The organism is Streptomyces sp. NPDC101118, assembly GCF_044759445.1.
Classification (GTDB): Bacteria; Actinomycetota; Actinomycetes; order Streptomycetales; family Streptomycetaceae; genus Streptomyces.
Window position 1 is genome coordinate 589,413 of record NZ_JBIVZG010000002.1, and the last position, 22,196, is coordinate 611,608.

Genomic DNA, 22,196 nt, shown 5'->3' on the forward strand with positions numbered 1-22,196 from the left:
CCGGGATCCGGCCGGCCCGCAGCGCTCCGGGGCCGTCAGGACGACGGCCCCTCCGAAGGCAGCTCCTCGGCCAGTCCGACGATGATGCCTTCCGGGCCGCGGAGGTAGCAGAGCAGGTACGCGTCCTCGAAGCGGGCGATCCCGCCGACGAGTTCGGCGCCGTGCGGGCGCAGCCGGGCCACGGTGTCCTCCAGGTCGTCGACGGCGAACATCACGCGGTGCGTGCCCAGGACGTTGTGGGGCCGGTTGCGCGGCCCGCCGCCGATGGCCGCAGGGCTGTGGTACTTCGCCAGTTCGAGCCGGCTGCGCCCGTCGGGGGTGCGGACCATGGCGATGTCGCAGCGCACGCCGTCGAGTCCGGTGCACCGGTCGGCGAAGGGGCCCGAGACCTCCGCCCTGCCCTCCAGCTCCATGCCGAGTTCCACGAAGAACGCGATGGCGGCATCCATGTCGTCCACGACGATGCCGACGTTGTCCATCCGCTGGATTGCCATGCCGGTTCTTCCCGCTTCTTCCTCGTGCGGCCGAGGAGGCCGGCCGCTGATGGCCCTGACGGTTCCGACCGTACGCTTCACCGTGGACGCCGCACGACACCACGCCAGGAGGTCCGCCATGCTCGACGAGCACCGGTACGCCTCACTCTCCGCCGTCGGCATCGCCGGCCTGGTCACCCGCGGCAGGGTCACGGCCGCGGAGGTGGCCGACACCGCGCTCGCCGTCAGTGCCCGACACGACGGCGGGCTGCGCGCCTTCACCGCCCTGTGGGCCGATGCCGCCCGGAGCCGGGCCGCGGAGGTCGACGCCCAGGTGGCCCGGGGGGTACGGCTGCCGCTGGCGGGCGTACCGGTCGCCGTCAAGGCGAGCGAGGGCACCCACTCGGTGCAGAACCGGCGCCTCGTCGCCGCAGGCTGCGTACCGATCGGTGCGACATCCGTGCCCCGGGCCGGGACGGGCTGGCAGACGTACGGCGCCACCGACCGGGGACCCACCCTCAACCCCCTCAACCCCGACTGGTCGCCGGGCGGCTCGTCGGCCGGCTCCGCAGCAGCCGTCGGAGCGGGTCTCGTACCCCTCGCGACCGGCTCCGACGGGGCGGGATCCGTACGCATCCCCGCCGCCTGGTGCGGCGTCACCGGCTTCAAGCCCACCAACGGCCTGCTGCCCGCCCGGGACCGGGCCGGACTCAACACCCCCGGCGTGCTCGTCCGCGACCCGGCCGACGCCCTGGCCTACTTCCGCGCCGTGGTCACCGGCCCGCCCCCGCCCCCGGTGCAGGCCGGGACACCCCGCGTCACGTGGACCCCCACCCTGGGGTACGCCGACACCGCACCGGCCGTCGCAGCCACCGCCCTCCGCGCCCTCCACCACCTCGCCCGCGCCGGGCTGTGCCGCCTCGTCGACCGGCCCGTGGAGCTGCGCGATCCGGCCCCGGCGTGGACCGCGCTGCGCGGGGGCACGCCCGACGGGCACACCACCAGCCTGGCCGACGACAACGCGCAGACCCTGCACGAGGTGTTCGAGGAGTCCGATCTCCTGGCCACCCCCACCACGCCCCACCCACCGCACGGCCACGACGGCCCCGGCCGGCGCATGAGCGTGGCACTCACCTGGGCCTTCAACCTCTCCGGCCACCCTGCGATCACCCTGCCCGCCGGCCGCACCCCGGACGGCGAACCCGTCGGCCTCCAGCTGATCGCCCGCCACCACGCCGACGCCCTGCTCCTCGACACCGCCGGACGCTGGCACCCCACGCTCCCGCCCGGGGGCCGGCCGGGACGCACGTCCCGATGGTGATCTCGCCCGTCAGCCTCGGGCACCGCCGGTGGGACAATGGGGACGACCGCGGCCGCCCGGCGCGCGGTCGGCGGCGACTGGGGACGGAAGAACAATGGGTCTGGCGCAGGGTCAGCGCGTGAAGCTGGCGGTGGACATCTCCCTGGGCGAAGCCGTCGCAGGCACCTCGGGGGCCACGGCAGGCCTCCTGTCCCTGGCGGCCGGCGCCGAGGGAACCGTCGAACGGGTCGACGGGCCGCCGCGCGAGAGCCACGACGTCCGTGAGTACCTGCGCCTCCGGTCACTCCTCGAGGACTACGGCCACACGATGCCCGAGGCGAGCAGGCAACGCCTCCAGGAGGAGGTCCGCGACCTGGAACCGCAGTGGAGCGACTTCCAGGAGCACGGCGGGCACGTCACCGCCCGCGTCCGCTTCGACAACGGCTTCGTCCTCGACGGCGCCCCCGAGACGGTCCTCACTCGTCTGTGACGTCGCCCCTCCGCCCGTCGACCCGCGGAGGCCCGGGACTTGGGGCCGCCGTGCGGCCTCGCGGCGAGCTGTAACTGACAAGTCGTCAAAATGAAGAATCCGTCTTCCGGACCGGGTATGCACCCGGTCCGGAAGACGGATTCTTCATTCGCTCCCTCACGCCCTTGCTGAAGGGGCGTCATGTATTCAATTGGACGGGCGTGCAGGCCCCGTACACGTCGCACGTCCGTAGGCGCCGGACGCAGTGGCAAGTTGCACGTGCTTACCCTGGACCGCGAGGGTGCAACTCGCCTGGCCGCCCGTCTTGTCGAGGGTTATGTTCACGGTGGGGGATTCGGTCAGAGGGACCTGAACGGTCTTCTTCCAGGGCAGTCGCACATTCCGCTCCACCGCGGCCGCAGCGGATTCCGCGTCGCTGCGGTAGGCGATCTCGGCCGTGCCCGTGCCGGTGACCTCGTACGTCACCGCGACCGAGGGGACGGCCGCCGGCTCCGGATCCTGGGGTGTGGAGAGGATCCCGTAGCCGACGAGTCCGCAGGTCGCGAGCAGTACCACACCGGCGATGCCGATGACGTTCCGGTCAAGTCCCCTTGCCTCGGCGCTCTTTGACGGCGTGACGGCCTGGTTCTCCGGTGTTTCCGTGGGATTCGTCGGGGCCATGAGAAGTCCGCGCTTTCGGTCGAGGTTTTACCGGGCGGGAAAGTCCCGCCGCAGAACCGGGACTTTATACACCACGTATCCGACGCCCGGCGAACCCGAGGGATATGCCCCGGAAGAGGGCAACTTTGATGCGGCATGTCCGATTTGCCTTCGGAATTGACAGCGAATTGACGGGCTGACGAAACACGGCAGGCACTCAGGGCGTACCCCCACGCGCCCTGAATCGGCATGCCTGAAAACCGTGTGAAGATCGAAGGGCTCGGATGTGAAAATTCCCTACAGGAGATACCTCTCCTGTCTGGTGGTGTCGGCGGTGGCGGGCAGCATGCTGCCCGGCGTCGCCTACGCCGCGACGCCGGCGGACACCCCCGCGGGCGACGACAAGGGCATCGTGGACACCATCGCCGGATGGTTCTCCGACGACGATGACGACCGGCCGGAGCCCCCGGTCGGCGGGAAGCTCGCGATACCCAGCCGGGAGAAGCTCCCGAAGGGCGAGAAGCTCCCCGCGGCCAAGCGCGTCAAGGAGCTGACCGAGCGCCGCACCGCGCAGTCCCGCTTCTGGCAGCTGTCGGACGGCCGGATCGAGGCGGAGCTGACGGCCGTCCCCACGTCGTACCGGTCCGGGGGTTCCTGGAAGCCGATCGACACCACGGTCCGGGCGACCCAGGACGAGGGCTTCGCCTTCGCCAGCACCGCGAACACCGGCAAGAGCTGGTTCGGCTCGGACGCCCGCAAGCTGATGCGCTTCGAGGCGGAGGACGGCCGCGCGCTGACCCTCGGCCTCCCCGGAGCCGGCGCGCTCAAGCCCGAGGCGAAGGGCGACAAGGTCGTCTACCGTGACGCGGTGGCGGGCGCCGACCTGTCCTACCGCGTCGGCCAGGGCGAGGTGAAGGAGGACATCGTCCTCAACGAGCGTCCCGCCGGGCCGGTCTCGTTCACCTTCACCCTGAAGGCCGAGGGCCTGACGCCGCAGGCGCGCAAGGACGGCTCCGTCGCCTTCTACGGCGAGGCCCCGAACACCCCCGTGATGGTGATCCCGGCCCCGTACATGACGGACGCCAGGAAGGACCCGCAGTCCGTCACGGGCGGTACGTACAGCACCGCGGTCACCCAGAAGCTGACCCGGGACGCCGACGGCACGGGCTGGAAGCTGACGGTCACGCCCGACGCAGGATGGCTCGCCGCCAAGGAACGTCAGTACCCGGTCGTCATCGACCCGACGATCAGCGTGACGCCCATCGCCTCCTCCTCGCAGGACACCATGGTCCTGTCCGACCAGGCGGCGGTGAACTTCAACAACACCTGGAAGCTGTCGGCCGGCAAGACCGACACCGGCATCGCCCGCTCCCTGATCAAGTTCCCGCTCACCGAGATCCCGGCGAACGTCAAGATCGACGCCGCGGACCTGAGCCTGTACTACGACCAGTCGCACACCACCAACGGCAACGCCGTCACCATCGAGGCGCACCGCGCCACCGGTGCCTGGGACGAGACCACCGCGACCTGGACCAACACCAACGCGCTGGTCGGCGAGCTGTCCGGCACCACCGTCCAGCTGGACGAGGGCGACGCGGGCACCGCGGCCGTCGGCGAGTGGCCCACCGGCTCCACCACGGGCGGCGCGGCGACCAACGACGACTACGCGTACAACAAGAACGCGCTCACGGGCGAGACCTACACCTGGCAGCCGCAGGTCCCCCGGACCGCGACGTACCGGGTGGACGTGCACTACCCGGCCGCGGCCGACGCGGCCACGGCCGCCCCGTACACCGTCACCCACAACGGCGGCACGAAGAACTACACGGTCAACCAGACCGGCTCCGGCGGAGTCTGGAAGACCCTGGACGCGGCGGAGCTGAGCTTCGCCAAGGGCAACGCCGGCAAGATCGTCCTCGGCGACACCGGCAGCGCCACCACGCGCGCCCTCGCCGACTCGGTCCGTCTGGTGGACCCGGCGCAGATCGCCAAGCCCGTCGGCGCCTACAACCAGTGGCACGACTTCCCGGTGACCGACACCGTCCAGAAGTGGGTCTCCGGCACGGCGACCAACCACGGCTTCGTGCTCAAGGCCGCGGACGAGTCGGGCACCGCCCTGACCGGCGGCCCGCGCTACGAGGCCGCCGACGGCAACACCTACGGCGGCGAGACCTCCACGTACCCCCGGCTGACGGTCACCTACGGCCAGGTCGGCACCACGCTGAACTCGCCGACCGTCGTCCACTCGACGGGCCCTGAGCTGTCCTGGGCGGCGTACTCCAACCTCACCGGTGACACCGGCCTGGACATCGTGGAGTACCAGCTGCACCGCTCCACGCAGCAGGTCTTCACGCCCTCCGCCGCGACGCTGATCGCCCCGATCGCCCCCACGGCCACCACGTACACCGACACCACGGCCGTCCCGACCCCCGACTCCAGCCCCAGCGAGATCGGGAAGTCGTACTACTACCAGCTGGCGGTCAAGACCAAGGGCGGACAGGTCCTCGGGTCACCGACGCGGATCGTGGGCATCCCGAAGGCCGGCCGGACGATGAAGATCATCCAGGCGGGCCAGACCGACACCACGCTCTCCTCCCTGCTGCCGACCACCAACCACGACGGCCTGAAGTCCTTCAACATCGGACAGACCTGGCTCAGCGTCGGCAACAACTCCGGTACGTACGGAAAGACCCGCGCGGTCGTCAAGTTCCCCACCACGGACATCCCCACCACCGCCACGGTGCTGGAGAACAAGATGTACATGTGGGGCGCCGAGACGACGAGCACGACCAACGGCGCGATCTACGAGCTGCACTCGCTGACGCGCGACTTCACCGAGACGCAGGCGACGTGGAACAACGCCACCTCCACCACCCCGTGGACCACCGCGGGCGGTGACTTCTCCGCGACCGTCTCCGACACCGTCCCGCAGATCACCGACGAGGTCGGCCGCCACTGGTGGGACGCGACCGGCCTGATGCAGGGCTGGGTCAAGACCCCCACCACCAACAAGGGCGTCCTGGTCAAGCTGAAGGACGAGACCACCACCGGCCCGCAGGAGCGCACGCTCTTCCTGTCGTCCGAGGCCTCGGACCCGCAGCTGCGTCCCTACATGCAGGTCATCTACGTCGACTCGACCACCGAGGACACGTACTACGCGCCGACCACGCCGGCCCGCATGACGCCGAACTCGCAGTACACGGTCGAGTTCACGGTCACCAACACCACCAGCACCGCCTGGGCCGCCGGCGAGCGCGAGCTGACCTACACCTGGAAGCTGCCCGACGGCACGGACGTCACCACCGGCGGCAACCAGCTGAAGACGGCCGTCCCGGCCCTCCTGCCGGGCAAGTCCGCCACCGTCCAGGCACAGGTCAAGACGCCGATCAACTCCGACGAGGGCAACAAGCGCCTCGACTACGTGCTCGGCTGGGACATCCGCAGGATCTCCGACGGCAGCTGGCTCTCCGCCGGCGCCCCGGCCATCGCCCCGCTGAAGCAGAACGTCACCGTCGAGGACCCCACCTCCAACACCCTGGGCCTCGAGAAGTTCTACTCCTACACCGGCAAGAACACCGGTGCCGGCTCGACGGTCATGAACAACCTGGCCTCCGGCAACAGCGTCTGGTCCTACGACGCCTTCAGCAACCCGGGCCGTGGCGTCAACACCTTCGCCCGGTTCTCGTACAACTCCCTCGACACCAGCGACAGCGTCCTGGGCGCCGGCTGGTCCGGCCAGCTCGCAGGGCCGCTGCGGCTCGGCGCGCCGCTGGAGTTCCACCCCAAGCCCAACCCGACCGAGATCCGCCTCCCGGACGGTGACGGCACCACCCACGTGTTCCGCTGGGACTCCGCCACGAGCTCGTGGAAGGCGCCCGCCGGCGTGCACTTCAAGCTGACCGCCAAGGCCGGCCTGGACTGCCAGCCGACCAAGGACCCGGTCCCGGACGCCTGGACGCTCACGCGCCCCGACGGCACGCGGTTCCTGTTCGGCTGCGACGGTCACCTGACGTCGCTGGTCGAGAAGAACGGCAACACCCAGACGTACACCTACGAGGAGCACAAGAACGGCGGCAAGCCCGCCCGCTACCTCAAGTACGTCACCGACCCGGCCGGCCGGCAGTCGCTGACCGTCGAGTACTACCTCAAGCAGGACGCGACCTACGAGTACATCGACGCCTCCGGCAACAAGGTCTCCGGCACCAACCTCAACAACTCCAAGATCTACGACCACGTGAAGTCCGTGACGGACGTCTCGGGCCGCAAGATCTCGTTCTACTACACGGCGGAGGGCCTGCTCGGCCGGTTCACCGACGGTGTCGGCTCCGCCCAGCCCAAGGACTTCAAGTTCACCTACGACGCCACGCAGGGGAACAAGAACGTCAAGCTGGTGAGGGCCACCGACCCGCGCGGCAACGGCACGCAGCTCGCCTACTACGCCCCGCAGGCCGGTGACGACCCGAAGTACCACTGGTGGACCAAGACGATCACCGACCGTCTGAACGGCACCACCGGCTTCGCGTACTCCGTGAACGCGGGCAACACCAAGTTCACCGACACCGCGGTCACCGACGCCGAGAGCAGGGTCACGACCCAGGTCACGGACGACTACTTCCGTCCGGTCCAGGCGACGAACGCCAAGTCCCAGACCACGAAGATGAGCTGGGACGCGGACAACAACGTCACGTACCTGGAGGAGGCCAACGGCGCGAAGACCGCGTACTGCTACGACCAGAAGACCGGCTACCCGCTCTGGCAGCGCGACGCCGAGAACAACAAGGCCGGGGTCCCTCCGGCGGGCGACTGCGCGCCGGGCACCTATCCGGCGAACTCGGTGAAGTACGAGTACCAGACGCGGCTGGACGGCTACTCGGCCGACCTGTTCGCCAAGACCTCCGCGGAGGGCCGCAGGTGGCAGTTCGGCTATGACACCTTCGGCAACCTGAAGACGGTCACCGACCCCAAGGGCGTCGCGACGCCGACCGCCGGGGACTACACCACCTCGTACGAGTACGACTCCTACGGCCGGCTGACCAAGGCGACCGACGCCAACGGCAACCCGACCACCTACAGCGGCTTCGGCCCGGCGGGCTACCCGGCGACGATCACCGACGCCCTCACCAAGGCGACCACGTACGTCTACGACGCGCGAGGCCAGGTCACCGAGGTCACGGACCCGCTCGGCAAGAAGAGCACGCAGACGTACGACACGTTCGGCCGTCCGCTGGTCGCCACCGTGCCGAAGGACCAGAACGCGGGCGTTCTGATCACGACGCCGGCGCCGGTCTACGACGCCAACGACAACGTCACCACCTCCACCGGCCCCGGCGGCGCGGTGTCCACCGCGGTGTACGACGCGGCGGACCAGGTCACCTCGGCCACCGCCCCGAAGGACACCCCGGCATCGGCCGAGCGCCGGTCGAGCTACACCTACGACAAGGTCGGCAACCTCAGGACGACGACCGAGCCGAAGGGCACGCTCACCACCTCCGACGCGACCGACTACGTCACCACGCACAACTACGACGAGATCTACCAGCTCACCTCCGTGGTCAACGCGGTGGGCGAGAAGGTCGGCTACACGTACGACGGCGTCGGCAACCTGGTCAAGACCGTCGACCCGAAGCAGAACGCCACCGCCACCCCGGACGACTACCGGTCCGTGATCGCCTACGACCTGAACCACCGCATGACGGCGGTCACGGACGCGGCGGGCAAGACGACCCGGAAGTCCTACGACAAGGACGGCCTGCTCGTCTCGGCCACGGACGCGGAGAACAACACCACGACCGTCGTCTACGACGAGCGCGGCCGGCAGACCGAAGTCCGGGTGCCGTACTCCGGTACGACCGTCCGCACCACGAAGTACGAGTACGACCAGGCCGGCAACACCACCAAGGTGATCACCCCCCGGGGCACGGAGACGGCCACCGTCGACGACTTCGCCGAGCGCACCGAGTACGACGCGCTGAACCGCCCGGTCAAGCAGTACCAGCCGTACGACCCCAACGACGCCCGCTTCAACAAGGCGGACGTGTACACGCGGACGGACTACGACGCGGCGGGCCGGGTCGTCAAGACCTCCCTGCCGCCGTCGGTGGGCCAGACGGTCCGCAACGACACCACGTACAGCTACTTCGACAACGGCTGGACCAAGTCCTCCACGGACCCCTGGTCCCTCTCCACCACCTACGACTACAACGAGCTCGGGAGGCAGACCAACCGCACGCTCACCTCGGCCGGCGGGTCCTCGGACCGCACCATGACGTGGTCGTACTACCCGGACGGCAAGCTGAAGTCGAAGTCCGACGACGGTGTGCCGGCGGGCCGGTCCGTGGTGGTCGTCGACAACTCCGACACCCAGAACACCACCTCGACGGGCACCTGGACGAAGGGGTCCCTCACCGGCCAGCACGGCTACGACCACCAGGTCCACGCCGCGGGCACCGGCACCGACGCGTTCACCTGGACGCTGAACGTCCCGAAGGACGGCACGTACACCGCGTACGTCCAGTACCCGCAGGTGGCGGGCGCCGCCACCACGGCCAAGTACACCCTCACCCACGGCACCACCACCGAGCCCGCGGTGACCAAGAGCCAGGCCACCGGCGCCGGCACCTGGGTCAGCCTCGGCTCGTACGCGCTGAAGCTCGGCGAGGCGACCAGGCTGAAGCTGGAGCAGAACACCGGCGGCGCCGTGGTCGCCGACGGCGTCAAGCTGGTCCGGGACACCACCGGTGAGACCGACGCCGAGAAGAAGACCTTCACCTACGGCTACGACGTCAACGGCAACCTGACGTCGATCGACGACACGTCCTCCGGGGCGAAGATCGACGCATACGCCATGACGTACACGGGCCTCAACCAGATCCAGAAGGTCTCCGAGTCGCTGGCCGGCCAGGAGAAGAAGGCCACCAGCTACACCTACGACGCCAACGGCCAGCCGGAGACGGTCACCCACCCCGACCAGTTCTCCCGGTACACCTACGACCTGCGGTCACTGGTGCAGACGGTGTCGGTCGGCAAGACGGCGGGCGACGCGTCGCCCAAGGTCACCTCGTACACGTACACCGACCGCGGCCAGAAGCTGAAGGAGACCAAGGCCAACGGCAACACGGTCGACTACGTCTACCACCTCAACGGCTCGCTGAAGTCGTCCACCGAGAAGAAGGGGTCCGGGACGCTCGTCTCCTCCCACACCTACGCCTACGACGCCAACGGCAACAAGGCGCAGGACGTCGCCCAGAAGATGAACGCCGACAACCACGCGGCGTACCTCTCCTCGACGACCGACTACACCTACGACCCGGTGAACCGGCTCGCGCAGTCGGTGAAGACGGGAACGGGCGCGGGCACGGAGACCTACGTGCACGACGACAACGCCAACGTCGTCAGCCAGACGGTCAAGGGCACCTCGACGACGTTCACCTACGACCGCAACCGGCTGCTGAGCGCGTCGATCGGCGGCCAGACCGCCGGCTACGACTACGACCCGTTCGGCCGGCTGGACTCGGTGACCAGCGCGGGCCAGGTCATCCAGCGCAACGTCTACGACGGGTTCGACCACGTGGTCGACGCGCAGAAGATGGACGCGCAGGGTGCCCTGAAGTCCACCAAGTACACGTACGACCCGCTGGACCGCACCGCCTCCAAGACGGCGGACGGCAAGACGACGGACTTCGCGTACCTCGGCCTCTCGCAGGAGGTCCTGGACGAGAAGGTCGCCGGCCAGCTGACGAAGTCGTACCAGTACAGCCCGTGGGGCGAGCGCCTGTCGCAGGTCAAGCACAACTCCGACGGCACGACCGAGAACGGCTACTACGGCTACAACGGCCACAAGGACGTCGAGACGCTCACCGACAACAGCGGTGACACCAAGGCGACCTACGGCTACACGGCCTACGGCGCCGACGACACCGCGGAGTTCACCGGCATCGACAAGCCGGACGTGGCCGACCCGACCAAGGAGGCGTACAACCCCTACCGCTTCAACTCCAAGCGCTGGGACTCCGGCTCCGGCACGTACGACATGGGCTTCCGCGACTACAGCCCGGGACTGAACCGCTTCACCACCCGGGACATGTACAACGGAGCGCTGGCGGACACGCGCCTGGGCACCGACCCGTACACCAACAACCGGTACGCCTTCACGGGCGGCAACCCGGTCAGCCGGATCGAGGCGGACGGACATCAGCTCGAGGAATGCGCGAGCGGAATGTACGAATGCACGAACATGGGCACGGAGGTCGTCGGATACGGCTACCGCTACGAGGAAGAGGTGAAGGAAAGCGGCGGTGTCTTCGCCGATTCCTACATCGAGACCCTCGGCGCCCGGGACGCGGCGCGTGCCGTGGCCTGGAACGCCGGTCTGCAGGACGTCAGCGCGACCATCGAGCAGCTGAACAAGTACGTCACGCCGACCATGGCAACCCTGGAGGTCTTCGCCGACGCGCGGAAGAACTTCAAGGAAATGCAGAAGTCCGGCAATCCGACGCTGAAGCGGATCGGTGACCGCGGCACCGCGTTCATGGAGAGTTCCCGGGCCGCGAAATGGGTCTCGACGGCCGCCGACACCAAGTGGTTCAAGGCGACCGGAAAGGTGTCCGGCGGACTGGAGACCGTGGGTGCCTTCATCGAGGAGCTCATGGAGGGCGAGGACCTGATCACCGCCGGCGGAAAGGCCCTCCTCAAGGGCGGTCTGACCTCGGCGGGCGCCGCCATCGGAGCGGAAGCGGGCCTCGCCTGCGGACCCCTGGCCTGGATCTGCGTACCGGCGGGCGCCGCGGGTGGCGCCTGGGTCGGCGGCGAGCTGGGAACCATGGCCGACGAGCAATTGGACGAATGGGGGTTCTGGGAGTGGACGGACGGCCTGACCAAGCACGACTGACCGGCCGCTCCGGAAAATGATCATTCGGGATTGACCGTCAACGCCTGACCGGTCCCAGGAAATGATCACGCCGCCGTGGTCACGGGAATTCACCTCGTGATCACGGCGGCCCCCGCGGCACCACCCGCCGCACAACTCTCCGTACAAACGGAATGTAGGATCCCTCCCCGATGCACGAAAGAAGGAACGACATGTTCGACTCCATGGCCTCCGGTGGCGACCTCGGCCGGTTCCAGACGGCTTCGGGTGCCCGTCCGGGCTCTCCCGCGGGCCTGCTGCCGCGCTGCGCCGCCACCGCCATCGACCTGGTCGTCGCCGTCGCGGTCATCCTCGTTCCGCTCGTCGGTCTCGACCGGATCCTCACGGCCGCCGGCGTCGCCGACGGAGACGCCGGTGTGATCTGGCGCACCACCGCCGCCCTCTGGGTCGCGGCCTTCTTCCTCCTCTACTCCCCGCTGAGCGTCTCGCGCTGGGGCGCGACCCCGGGCAAGCGCGCCCTGCGCCTCGAGGTGGTGCACTTCGAGACCGGCGCGCGCCTCGGCTACGGCGCGGCCGTCGCCCGTCACCTGACGAACCTGGTGGTCACCGGCATCCCGGTGCTGTGCGTCGCCAACGTCTCCGCGATCAACCTCAGCAAGGACCGCCGCGGCATGCACGACAAGTCGTCGGGCAGCGCAGTGATCCACCGCCGCTGACGCCCCCCCCGCGTCGTGCCGCGTGAGGCTGCTCACACGCGGGTGCGGCGCCCGGGGCGCCGCGGGCAGGTACCGAGACGGATCACCAGTGCGGCTCACGGAGCCGCGTCCGGGTGGCCGACGCGAGCCGTGCCGCCACCCTCAGGCCGACCGGTGCGCCGTGTCCAGGACGTGGAGTTCGGCGGCGGCTTCGAGCTGCCGGGGGTTGTTGAGGCGTACGAGGGCCTCGTGGGCGGCCGTCAGCGTTGCGCGGGCCTCGTCGCGGCGGCCGAGGTGGCGCAGGACGATGCCGAGGTCGAGCCGGGCGGCTTCGCTCCAGGCGGGCATCCTGGCCCGCTCGAAGTGCGCGAGCGCGTAGGACAGCGGTGCTTCCGCCTCCTGCCACCGTCCCAGCGCGGCCAGGTCGTTGCCGATGTGCTGGCGGCTCGCGGCGAGGTACAGGCCGATCACCTCCTGCGGCTTGCGCGGCACGCCGGCCCGGCAGCGGGCCTCGCTCCTCCGGTGGATGGCCAGCGCCTCGGCGGCGCGGCCGGCCTGACGCAGCAGCTGGCCCAGCAGGTTGAGGGCGGTGAGCTCGGCCAGGCGGCTCTGGGCGCAGGACTGGACGGCGAGGTGGTCGGCCGCCCGCCGGAACTCCTCGATGGCCTCGTCCGTCCGGCCCAGCCGGTTCAGGGCCCCGGCCGCGTAGCCCATGGCCCAGCCCACCTGGACCTCGTCGCCGGTCTCGCGGGCCACGTCGAGGGCGGCCCGGGCCGTGGTGAGCGCGGCGGCGTGGTCGTAGAGGCACACGTTGTAGGCCCAGGCGAGGTAGTTCAGCTGGACGGCCTCCTCACGCCGGCTGCCCAGGGCGCGGGCCGAGTCGGCGCCGCGCCGGAACACCTCCGCCCACAGCTCCCAGTGCATGGTCCGGTCGGAGAACCAGTGCATCGCCTCCGCCGCGTCGACCACCCGTCGGTGGTCGCCGGCCGCCTGGGCCCGGCGGAGGGCTTCGAGCCACTGGGCCCGTTCGTTCTCCAGCCAGGTGTGGGCCCGGTCCGGGCCGGTGGGCGCGGTGGCCGGGTCGGGGTCGCCGTCGGCGGCGGTCCGGGGCACGGGCGGGTGGTCGGCGTCGAAGTGCAGCGCGGCGGCCGTGGCCCGGCGCAGGACCCAGCGGGCGGCCCGGTCCTCGGCGGCGGCGATCTCCTCGGGCCCGTCCTCCTCGGCCAACTGCTCGGCGGCGTACAGGGCCAGCAGGTCGTGGTAGCGGTAGCGGTCCGCCGTGGGGTGCGGCTGGAGCAGCCCGGCGTCGGTCAGGTCCTGGGCACAGCGGGCGGCCTGGCGGCGGGGGAGGCCGGCGAGCAGGGCGGCCGTCTCGGGGCTGAAGTCGGGCCCGGCGGCGAGGCAGGAGCGCCGGAAGACGGTGCGGGCCTGCGGGCTCAGCTGCCGGTAGGACAGCGCGAAGGCGGCCCGGACCTCCAGCGAGCCGGCCCGCAGCGTGTCCAGCCGGCCGCCCTGTTCGGCCAGCTGGTCGACGAGCTTGGCGATCCGTTCGCCGGGCCGGGCGGCGAGGCGCTGCCCGGCGATCCGCACGGCCAGGGGGAGGTGGCCGCAGAGCTCGGCGAGGTCGCGGGCCGCCTGGCCCTCGTGTCCGACCCGCTCGGGGCCGACGATGCGCGTGAGCAGCTCCACGGCCTCCTCGCGGCGCAGCAGGCCGAGTTCGGTGCGGTGCACCGCCTCGAGGCCGGCCAGGGCCTGGCGGCTGGTGACCACGGTGAGCGAGGAGCCCTGCCCGGGCAGCAGAGGGCGTACCTGCTCCTCGTCGCTCGCGTTGTCCAGCAGGAGTAAGACGCGCTTGTCGCGCAGGACGGACCGGAGCAGGCCGCTGCGGTCCCCGGTGGCGGCGGGTACCGCGCCGGCGGCGACGCCGAGCGCGTGCAGCAGCCGGGCGAGCGCGTCGCGGGGCAGGGTCGGCCGGGGGTCCATGCCGCGCAGGTCGACGTGGAACTGCCCGTCCGGGAAGTGCGGTGCGAGGGCGTGGGCGGCGTGCACGGCGAAGGCGGTCTTGCCCAGCCCCGGCTGGCCACTGATCACGGCCACCGGCGGGTGGCCGGGTTCGGGCCGCTCGGCCAGGGCGGTCAGCCTGGCCAGGGCGGGGCCCCGGGCGGTGAAGTCGGCGAGGTCGCGGGGCAGGGCGAGCGGGTGGTGACCGGCCGGCTCCGGCTGCGGTGCGCACGCCCGAACGCCGTCGTTCGTGGCCCCCGTCTCCGGGCGGGCACGGTCGGCCGCCCCGGCCGAGGGCCGTCCGGCAGTCCGCCGCGAGCGCGGCCGCCCCAGGCTGGCAGCCCGCTCCAGCTCCTCGGCGCCTGTCGCGTCCAGTTCCAGCGCCGCGGCGAGGGCCTCCACGGTGCGCCGCTGCGGCCCCCGGGACCGGCCGCGCTCCATGTCCGACAGGGCCCGCACGCTCACCCCTGCGGCGTGCGCCAGCGCCTCCTGGCTCAACCCGGCGGCGGTACGCAGGCGCAGCAGGCGCTCGCCGAACCCGCCGGTGGCCGGTGTGTCCGTCCCCATGCCTGCTGTGTCCCCCGGTGCCGCACGGACCGGCCGGTCCGCCGAATCCTTCCGGCAGAAGTATGCCGGACCGTACTTCCACCGGTGGAACCGCCTGGTCCGCCTCCGCCGCCGGGCGGTTGGCTGTTGGCGACCCGGACGGGGGCCCGACCAGCCCCCTTCCGGGCCGGTCCGTCGCGGCTCCGCCGCTCCGCCACGCTCCGCGGGCGGTCCCGCGCCGGACTCGGGGGAACTGCCAGACATCCGGTCGCCTCCGTACCGCTTCGTGTCCGCAGCCGCAGCCGCAGCCGCAGCCGCAGCGCAACCGCGACCGCGGACGCCGGCGACCGCCTTCGACCGACCAGGGGAATTCACATGAGAACCAGTGGTGCCGCGCCCCGTCCGGGTGCCGGCCACCGGGCCCGCGTGCTGCGACTGCTCGCCGTGCCGGTGATCCCGCTCCTCGTCCTCGCCTCGATGCTCACGGCGCCCACGGGCGCGATGGCGGCGGGCAGCAAGTACGGGAACTCCCGCTACCACCAGTGGTCGTGGGTGACCACGCACAACTCCTACGCCGACGACTGGAGCCAGTTCCCCGTTCCGCCCAACCAGTCGCACAGCATCAAGGAGCAGCTCGACAACGGCGTGCGCGGCCTGATGCTCGACACGTACGACCCCAAGGGCACCGGGCCCGTCGCGCTGTGCCACGGCGGTACCGCCCTGTGCTACGAGGACTTCAAGTCCGCGCTCCTGACCATCGTGAACTTCCTGCAGAAGAACCAGCAGGAAGTGGTGACGGTCTTCCTGGAGAACTACGCCAGCCAGCAGACCCTCAGCAAGACGATCACCGACATGCTGGACGCCAAGGGCGCCGGCGGTCTGCTCTTCAACCAGAACAACTACGGCATCAACACCAACAACTGGCCGCGGCTGCGCGACATGGTCGCGGACAACCAGCGCCTCGTGATCTTCCAGGACAGCTGGGGCGACCTCGCCGTCGGCAAGGGCACCCTGATGAACACCTGGACCCACACCGTGGAGAACCGGTACAGCTACGGCCAGGGCCAGCCGTACGGCTGCGAGCCGCGCGGCCAGAGCAGGCCGCTCAACCAGAACCCGATGCCGGGAACGTCCGGCCTCACCCCGCTGTTCACCATGAACCAGTTCAGCTCCGACAACCTCGACCCGGCGGCCTACGCCAAGATCGACAACGGGTCCCAGCTCAAGAGCCGCATCGAGAAGTCGTGCCGGCCCGCCGCGGGCCGCAACCCGAACTTCGTCGCGGTGGACCACTACCAGGACTCCGACAACTCGGGCCACACCCCGCTGTCCGTGGTCGAGCAGCTCAACCGCGACAACTACGTCTTCGAGCCGCACCCGGCGGTGTGGACCGTCAGCGACTCCAAGCAGTACGTCAGCACCTACGACAGCAACCGGTGCATGGTCCGCGGTGACGAGTTCCCCGACGGCTCCGGCGGCCTGGTCACGCAGCGGGCCTGCGCGAACCCCGCGCCCAGCAGCCACCAGTGGACGGCCACCAAGCCGAACTACGACGGCAAGGGCTACTACTGGATCAAGGCGAACAACGGCTACTGCCTCACCATCCCGTGGAACCTCGGCACCCCGCCCGGCGACGGCACGCAGCTGTTCTGGTGGCCGTGCGAGACCCGCTGGTCGTCGGCCACCCAGCTCTGGGAGGTCATGCCGACCAACATCGACGGCAACGGCAAGTCGCACGGCTACTACTTCGTCAACCAGTGGACCGGCAAGTGCCTGACCCTGGACCCCGCGACGACCGGCGGCAAGGCCGGCAAGGTCACCCAGGCCGCCTGCCCCAAGCGCTGACCCACCCCGACCACCCGGCCGGCACCGCCCCCACGCGGTGCCGGCCGGGCCTGCGAGCCGGGCGCCGGAACGGCCCGCGGCCCCGTCGTTGCCGCCGTCACCCAAAACCGTTCGCGATTCACGGGCTGCGAGCCGAGACTGGTCGGCCGATCACATCCGACAGGAAGAGGCCGGCGCTGACGTACAACCGTGACACCCTGCCCCTCCCCGAGAACCGCGTGCCCCCCATCCCTCACGGGCACACACGGAACTGGGACAACTTCGACCCCGCCCGCCACTCCTTCGCCTGGGACGAGGACGAGGACGCCCGCCTCCGCTCGCTCGTCCGCGCGTGGGTGCCACCCGTGCTCTCCGGTATGGCCGGCCGGTGGGCGGGCGAGCGCTGGTGCGAACGCCAGGTGGACGCGATCATCCGGGAGCGGTACGGCACCTGGGCCTGGGGATGGAGCTGGTGCTACCGCTACGGCGGGCCCATCGGCAGCTGGGTCAGTGGTCCGGATTCGGTGACGACCCCCGACGAGACCGCGGAACGCGTCGTGTCCGCGCTGTTGGAGTGGCGGGAGTGGCTGGAGCGAACGGCCCTGCGCTTCGCGGAGCTGGCGCCGCCCCCGGACGCCTCACCAGAGGACCGCAGCTGGCACCTGGAGCGGGCCTGCGTCCGGCTCGTGACCCACACGCTGGACTCGGGCGCCGAGGGCGGCTGGTACGGCCAGGCCTCGATCGTCCTGGGCTGGTTCCTCATCAGCACCGGCATGGACCGGGCCGAGGCCGCGCGAGCGGTGGAGAGCGCGATCGGCGGCCGGTTCGAGAGCTGGGTCACCCCCGAACGCACGCTGATCGAATCCGTCGGCGAGGACCTGGCCGTCGGCCTCACCGGCCACGCCCCGTACCGGGACCACCGCGAGAGTGCGGCTCTGGAAGACCTCCATGACCGCTGCTGACAGCCTTTCGGTCTGGCTGCGCGTGCGCCGCGAGGCCGACTGGCACGAGGCACCGGCCCTCCAGCGGGTCCCGGCCGGCCGCGACGGGTTCCGGTCCTGGTGCGAGGGGCCGGTGCGCCGGCGCGACCCGCTCCGCGCCCGGCGTCTGCTGGCCGCACACGCCCTGGCACGCGAAGACGCCGTACGCCGCGCCCCACTGGACTTCGCCCTGCTGGCCGGCTGGCAGCGCGAGGTCCTCGGCGCGCCGGGGGCACCGTTCCGCACGGGCGACGCCCACGCGAAAGGCGGCCGCGAGCGCTACGCCCTCACCCCTCGCACACGGGCCGATTTCGACGCGTGCCTGCGCGAGACGACCGACCCGGACGTCCCGCTGGCCGCCCGCGCGGCCCGCGCCTACCTCGATGTGGCGTTCTTCCACCCGTTCACGGACGGCAACGCCCGCGCCGCGCTGCTGACCCTGGTTCACGTTCTGGCCCGGGAGGGCATCGTCCTTCCCGAGGTCGGCCCGCTCCAGACCACCCGCTACGCGGACGCCCCGGCCGGCGCCGCCGACCTCGCCGCTCTCATCGGGGTGCTCAACCGCCGCCACTGAGCAGGGGGAAGGCAGGAACAGGACCCGGGGCCTGCCCCAGTGCCCCGCACCTCGCGACACGTGAGGCTGAACCTGCCCAGCCGGAAGAACAGTTGGAGGAACCCGTGGCCATCTCCCCCTCACCGTCCTCACCCGTCGGCATGCCCTGTCGTGGTGCCCTGCGGGCTGCAGCGGCAGCCGTCTGCGGCCTGGTGCTGGCCGGGCCGGCCGTCGCCGCCCCCGCCGCTGCTGCGCCCGCCGCACCCGCCCGGACACAAGCCCAGGACGGCGACCACGGCCGGGGCACGCTGGTCTCCGCCGAGAAGCTGTACACGCTCGCGGACCCGCAGGCAGTGGCGGCCGAACTGAGGGCGGCCGGGTTCGCAGCCGACACCGTCCGGCACGGCGTGGTCGCCTACCGGCTGGTCTACCGGACCGTCGATCCGTACGGCCGCCGGCCCACCACGGCGAGCGGACTGCTGGTGCTGCCGCTCCGCGGCGAGAGGCGCCTCCAGGCGGTCTCCTTCGCGCACGGCACCGGCAGCCACAAGGACGATTCGCCCTCCATGCGCCGCGCGGCCTTCGTGTCCGCACCGGTCGTCGCGCACGCCTCGGCGGGCGCCGCGGCGGTCGCCCCCGACTACCTGGGCATGGGCAAGGGGCCGGGCCTGCACCCGTGGATGGACGTCGGCTCCGAGACCACGGCCTCCCTGGACATGCTGCGGGCGGCCCGCGCCTTCGCCCCCCGAACCGGCCACCTGCTGGAACGGAGGGTCATGGTCACCGGCTTCTCGCAGGGTGCCTCGGCCGCACTCGGCCTCGGCCGGGCCCTCCAGGCGGGTGACGACCCCTGGTTCAGGCTCGGCGCGCTGGCACCGGTCAGCGGCGCGTACGACTTCGGCGGCACGGAGCTGCCCGCCCTGCTCGAAGGCAGGCTGGACCCCAAGTCCAGCGTCGTGTACGCGGCCTACACCCTGGTCGCGTTCCACCGCCTCCACCATCTCTACGACAGCCCTGACGAGGTCTTCCGAGCCCCGTACGACGCGACCGTCGAGGCGCTCTTCGACGGCGCCCACACGGGCGAGCAGCTGATGCGGGGCACCCCGGGCACGCTCGACGAACTGCTGACGGAACACGGCCGCGAGCTCCTCGCGCATCCCACGGGGCCGCTGGCGGCAGCGCTGCGCAGCACCGATGCCGTGTGCACCGACTGGGTTCCCCGCGCCCCCGTCCGGCTCTACACGGCGGGTGGGGACGAGCAGGCCGTCACCGCCAACACCGAGCACTGCCGGGCGGCTCTGCTCAGGAACGGCGTGGACGCTCCGGTCGTCGACGTCGGCGCCGTCGACCATCGCGGATCCCGTCACCTCGGCTCCAACGTCGCGGCCACATCGGCGACCGTGCGCTGGTTCGGTGAGCTGCACCGGCGGTGACGTCCACGCGCCGAGAGCCGCCTCGGGACCGGCGCGTAGGATCGACGCATGGCGCTGCGACCCGTTCACGTGAACCTGAAGGCCGTCGACGCCGAGGCGGTCGGCCGGTTCTGGGCGGAGGCGCTCGGCTGGACCGCGTACCGCCCGGGCGTGACCACGTACGTCGGTCCGGCCGGCGGCCTCGTCTGGCCGGACCCGGTCGTCCTCGGCGTCGACGTCGTGCCCGTTCCGGAACCCAAGACCGCCGTGAAGAACCGCGTGCACCTCGACCTCGCCACCAGGTCGGCCGCCCACCAGGCCGAGCTGGTCGCACGTCTGCTGGACCACGGCGCGACGCACGCGCACGTGGGACAGGGCGACGTGCCGTGGACGGTCCTCGCCGACCCGGAGGGCAACGAGTTCTGCGTGCTGGAGCCCCGCGAGACCTACCGGGACACCGGGCCGGTCGCCGCGGTGGTGATCGACTCCGAGGACCCGCGGGCCATGGCCCGCTTCTGGGGCGCGGCGACCGACTGGACCGCGCACGAAGTCACGGACGACCGGGCGGTGTTCCGGTCCGCGGCGGGCGCAGGGCCGTACCTCGAGTTCCTCCGCACGCCCGGCGGCAAGGCCGTCCCGGACCGCGTCCACCTCGACCTGCTGCCGTACCCGGGCGACGACAAGGACGCCGAGGTGTCCCGCCTGCGTGCCCTCGGCGCCACCGACCTCGACCTAGGCCAGGGCGACCGCCCGTGGACGTGCCTGACCGACCCCGAGGGCCACGAGTTCTGCGTCCTCGGCCCGTCCTGACGCAGGAGGGCAGAACAGCCAGGTGGCGCGAACGCGGCCCGGAGTTCTCACCTCCGGAGACCTGGGTTAGGTTCCCGGTCGTGACCAACGATCACGGACGACTGCTGGCAGGCCGCTACCGGCTGGCCGAACTGCTGGGCCAGGGCGGCATGGGGACCGTCTGGCGGGCCCACGACGAGAAGCTCGACCGGGACGTCGCCCTCAAGGAACTCCGGCTCCCGGAGGACCTCGACCCCGCTCAGCGGGAGGCCTGGATCAGCCGCCTGGACCGCGAGGCGCGTGCGGCGGCCCGGCTCAAGCACCCGGGCGTCATCACCGTCCACGACCGGATATCCGGCGACGACGGCCGCCCCTGGATCGTGATGGAACTCGTCCACGGCCGTTCCCTGGACGACCTGGTCAAGGAGAGTGGTCCACTCCCGCCGGCCCGGGTGGCCGGGATCGGCCGTCAGGTCCTGGACGCGTTGCGCGCCGTGCACGCCACGGGCGTCACCCACCGCGACATCAAGCCCGCCAACGTGCTGCTCGAAGGCGAGCGGGCGGTGCTGACCGACTTCGGGATCGCCGCCGTCGAGGGCGAGCCCGGCCTGACCCGGTCGGGGGCCCTCATGGGGACACCGGCCTACATGTCCCCCGAGCAGGTGCGCGGTCTCCCGGCGACCGCCGAATCCGACCTGTGGTCCCTGGGCGCGACGCTGTTCACCGCTGTGGAGGGGCACCCTCCGTTCAGCGGCTCCGGTTCCTGGGCCGTCTTCGTCGCCGTCGCCACCGAGGAGCCGGCCACCGCGGTCCGCGCGGGGGAGCTCGCCCCGGTCCTGACGGGCCTGCTGCGCAAGGATCCGACGCGGCGCCTCACCGCCGAGGCTGCGTACGAACTGCTCGCCGGACCGGCGGGCGAAGCAGAGCCCTCCCGGCCCGACCCGACGCGGACGTCCGCGGCCACGCTGCGCCTCGGCGCGGCACCGGGCGCGGGCCCGGCAGGACGCCCGTCCCCACGAACGCCCGCTGCCGTCCGTTCCACCCGGGGGCGGGCGTACCTGCTGGGCGCCCTGGCGGCGGCCGTCGTGGCCGCCCTGGCCGCCATGCCCTGGTGGTTACCCGGATCCACAGCCACCGGCGACGACGCAGGCCGCACCCGCGCGACCGGCTCCCCGGCGCCCACCCGCCACTCCGTCACCCCTTCCCCTCCCACGCCCACCACGGCCGCCCCGTCCGGCACCGCACCCGACCCCGGTCCCACCCCCACGCGCCGGCCCACCCCCACCCCCCTCGACCGTCAGGCCGTCGAGCGCGTCTTCACGCTCTACATGAACGGCCTCGCCGACCACGACATGACCTCGCTGCGCCGGGGAACCTGCCCCCGACTGCGCTCCACCCTGCTCGGGTTCGCACTGAACGGCTACTACGTGGACCGCTGGGAGCTCCAGCCCTACGAGATCCTCCCGGGCATGGACCAGCTCAGCGTGGAAGCGAAGATCACCCGACGGGACCCCGAGACGGGGGAGCTCGCCGGCGACGTCCTCAACCAGTGGATCATCGAGCGGACCGCGGACCAGCAGTACTACGTGTGCGGCTGGCTCAACGAGGAATGACCCGGCCACGGGTCC

The 22,196-nt window shown here is 71.3% G+C and carries 13 protein-coding genes; 10 read left to right on the forward strand and 3 right to left on the reverse strand.

Annotation, left to right across the window (positions count from 1 at the left end; translation table 11 throughout):
• Positions 1-35: 35 nt before the first annotated feature.
• Positions 36-494 (reverse strand): VOC family protein, encoded by a 459-nt coding sequence (locus ACIQUQ_RS05695; RefSeq protein ID WP_403971667.1) that lies wholly within the window; start codon positions 492-494, stop codon positions 36-38.
• Between the two features lie 49 nt (positions 495-543).
• Here ACIQUQ_RS05695 and ACIQUQ_RS05700 point away from each other — a divergent pair, with 49 nt between their 5' ends.
• Both ACIQUQ_RS05700 and ACIQUQ_RS05705 read left to right on the forward strand, forming a co-directional pair.
• Positions 544-1,794 carry an amidase gene (locus ACIQUQ_RS05700; RefSeq protein ID WP_403971669.1) on the forward strand — a complete coding sequence of 417 codons (1,251 nt, stop codon included), beginning with the start codon at positions 544-546 and terminating at the stop codon, positions 1,792-1,794.
• A 94-nt stretch (positions 1,795-1,888) separates the two neighbouring features.
• Complete coding sequence (locus ACIQUQ_RS05705; protein ID WP_403971671.1) at positions 1,889-2,263, forward strand: hypothetical protein; 375 nt, start codon at positions 1,889-1,891, stop codon at positions 2,261-2,263.
• A 186-nt stretch (positions 2,264-2,449) separates the two neighbouring features.
• Here ACIQUQ_RS05705 and ACIQUQ_RS05710 read toward each other — a convergent pair whose 3' ends face one another.
• The gene (locus tag ACIQUQ_RS05710; protein WP_403971673.1) at positions 2,450-2,923 is read right to left on the reverse strand and encodes an MmpS family transport accessory protein; all 474 of its coding nucleotides are present in this window, start codon (positions 2,921-2,923) and stop codon (positions 2,450-2,452) included.
• 325 nt (positions 2,924-3,248) lie between these two features.
• Here ACIQUQ_RS05710 and ACIQUQ_RS05715 point away from each other — a divergent pair, with 325 nt between their 5' ends.
• The gene (locus ACIQUQ_RS05715) at positions 3,249-11,789 is read left to right on the forward strand and encodes a DNRLRE domain-containing protein (RefSeq protein WP_403971810.1); all 8,541 of its coding nucleotides are present in this window, start codon (positions 3,249-3,251) and stop codon (positions 11,787-11,789) included.
• Between the two features lie 170 nt (positions 11,790-11,959).
• Entirely contained in the window at positions 11,960-12,484 is a 525-nt protein-coding gene (locus tag ACIQUQ_RS05720; protein WP_403971675.1) for an RDD family protein, read from the forward strand.
• 141 nt (positions 12,485-12,625) lie between these two features.
• Here the strand turns inward: ACIQUQ_RS05720 and ACIQUQ_RS05725 are convergent, their stop codons facing one another.
• Entirely contained in the window at positions 12,626-15,031 is a 2,406-nt protein-coding gene (locus ACIQUQ_RS05725) for an ATP-binding protein (protein WP_403971677.1), read from the reverse strand.
• 354 nt (positions 15,032-15,385) lie between these two features.
• Between ACIQUQ_RS05725 and ACIQUQ_RS05730 the strand changes: the two genes are divergently transcribed.
• The 6 genes from ACIQUQ_RS05730 to ACIQUQ_RS05755 all read left to right on the forward strand — a co-directional run bounded on the left by ACIQUQ_RS05730 (position 15,386) and on the right by ACIQUQ_RS05755 (position 22,181).
• The gene (locus ACIQUQ_RS05730; protein ID WP_403971679.1) at positions 15,386-16,855 is read left to right on the forward strand and encodes a phosphatidylinositol-specific phospholipase C domain-containing protein; all 1,470 of its coding nucleotides are present in this window, start codon (positions 15,386-15,388) and stop codon (positions 16,853-16,855) included.
• 218 nt (positions 16,856-17,073) lie between these two features.
• The gene (locus tag ACIQUQ_RS05735) at positions 17,074-17,796 is read left to right on the forward strand and encodes a hypothetical protein (RefSeq protein ID WP_403971681.1); all 723 of its coding nucleotides are present in this window, start codon (positions 17,074-17,076) and stop codon (positions 17,794-17,796) included.
• The gene (locus tag ACIQUQ_RS05740; protein WP_403971683.1) at positions 17,783-18,388 is read left to right on the forward strand and encodes a Fic family protein; all 606 of its coding nucleotides are present in this window, start codon (positions 17,783-17,785) and stop codon (positions 18,386-18,388) included. Before ACIQUQ_RS05735 ends, ACIQUQ_RS05740 begins: the two co-directional genes overlap by 14 nt.
• A 104-nt stretch (positions 18,389-18,492) precedes the next feature.
• Positions 18,493-19,800, forward strand: coding sequence for a lipase (locus tag ACIQUQ_RS05745; protein ID WP_403971685.1), 1,308 nt, complete (start codon positions 18,493-18,495; stop codon positions 19,798-19,800).
• A gap of 48 nt (positions 19,801-19,848) precedes the next feature.
• Positions 19,849-20,589, forward strand: a complete 741-nt coding sequence (locus tag ACIQUQ_RS05750) for a VOC family protein (RefSeq protein WP_403971687.1) — start codon at positions 19,849-19,851, stop codon at positions 20,587-20,589.
• Between the two features lie 80 nt (positions 20,590-20,669).
• Complete coding sequence (locus ACIQUQ_RS05755) at positions 20,670-22,181, forward strand: serine/threonine-protein kinase (RefSeq protein ID WP_403971689.1); 1,512 nt, start codon at positions 20,670-20,672, stop codon at positions 22,179-22,181.
• Positions 22,182-22,196: the final 15 nt, after the last annotated feature.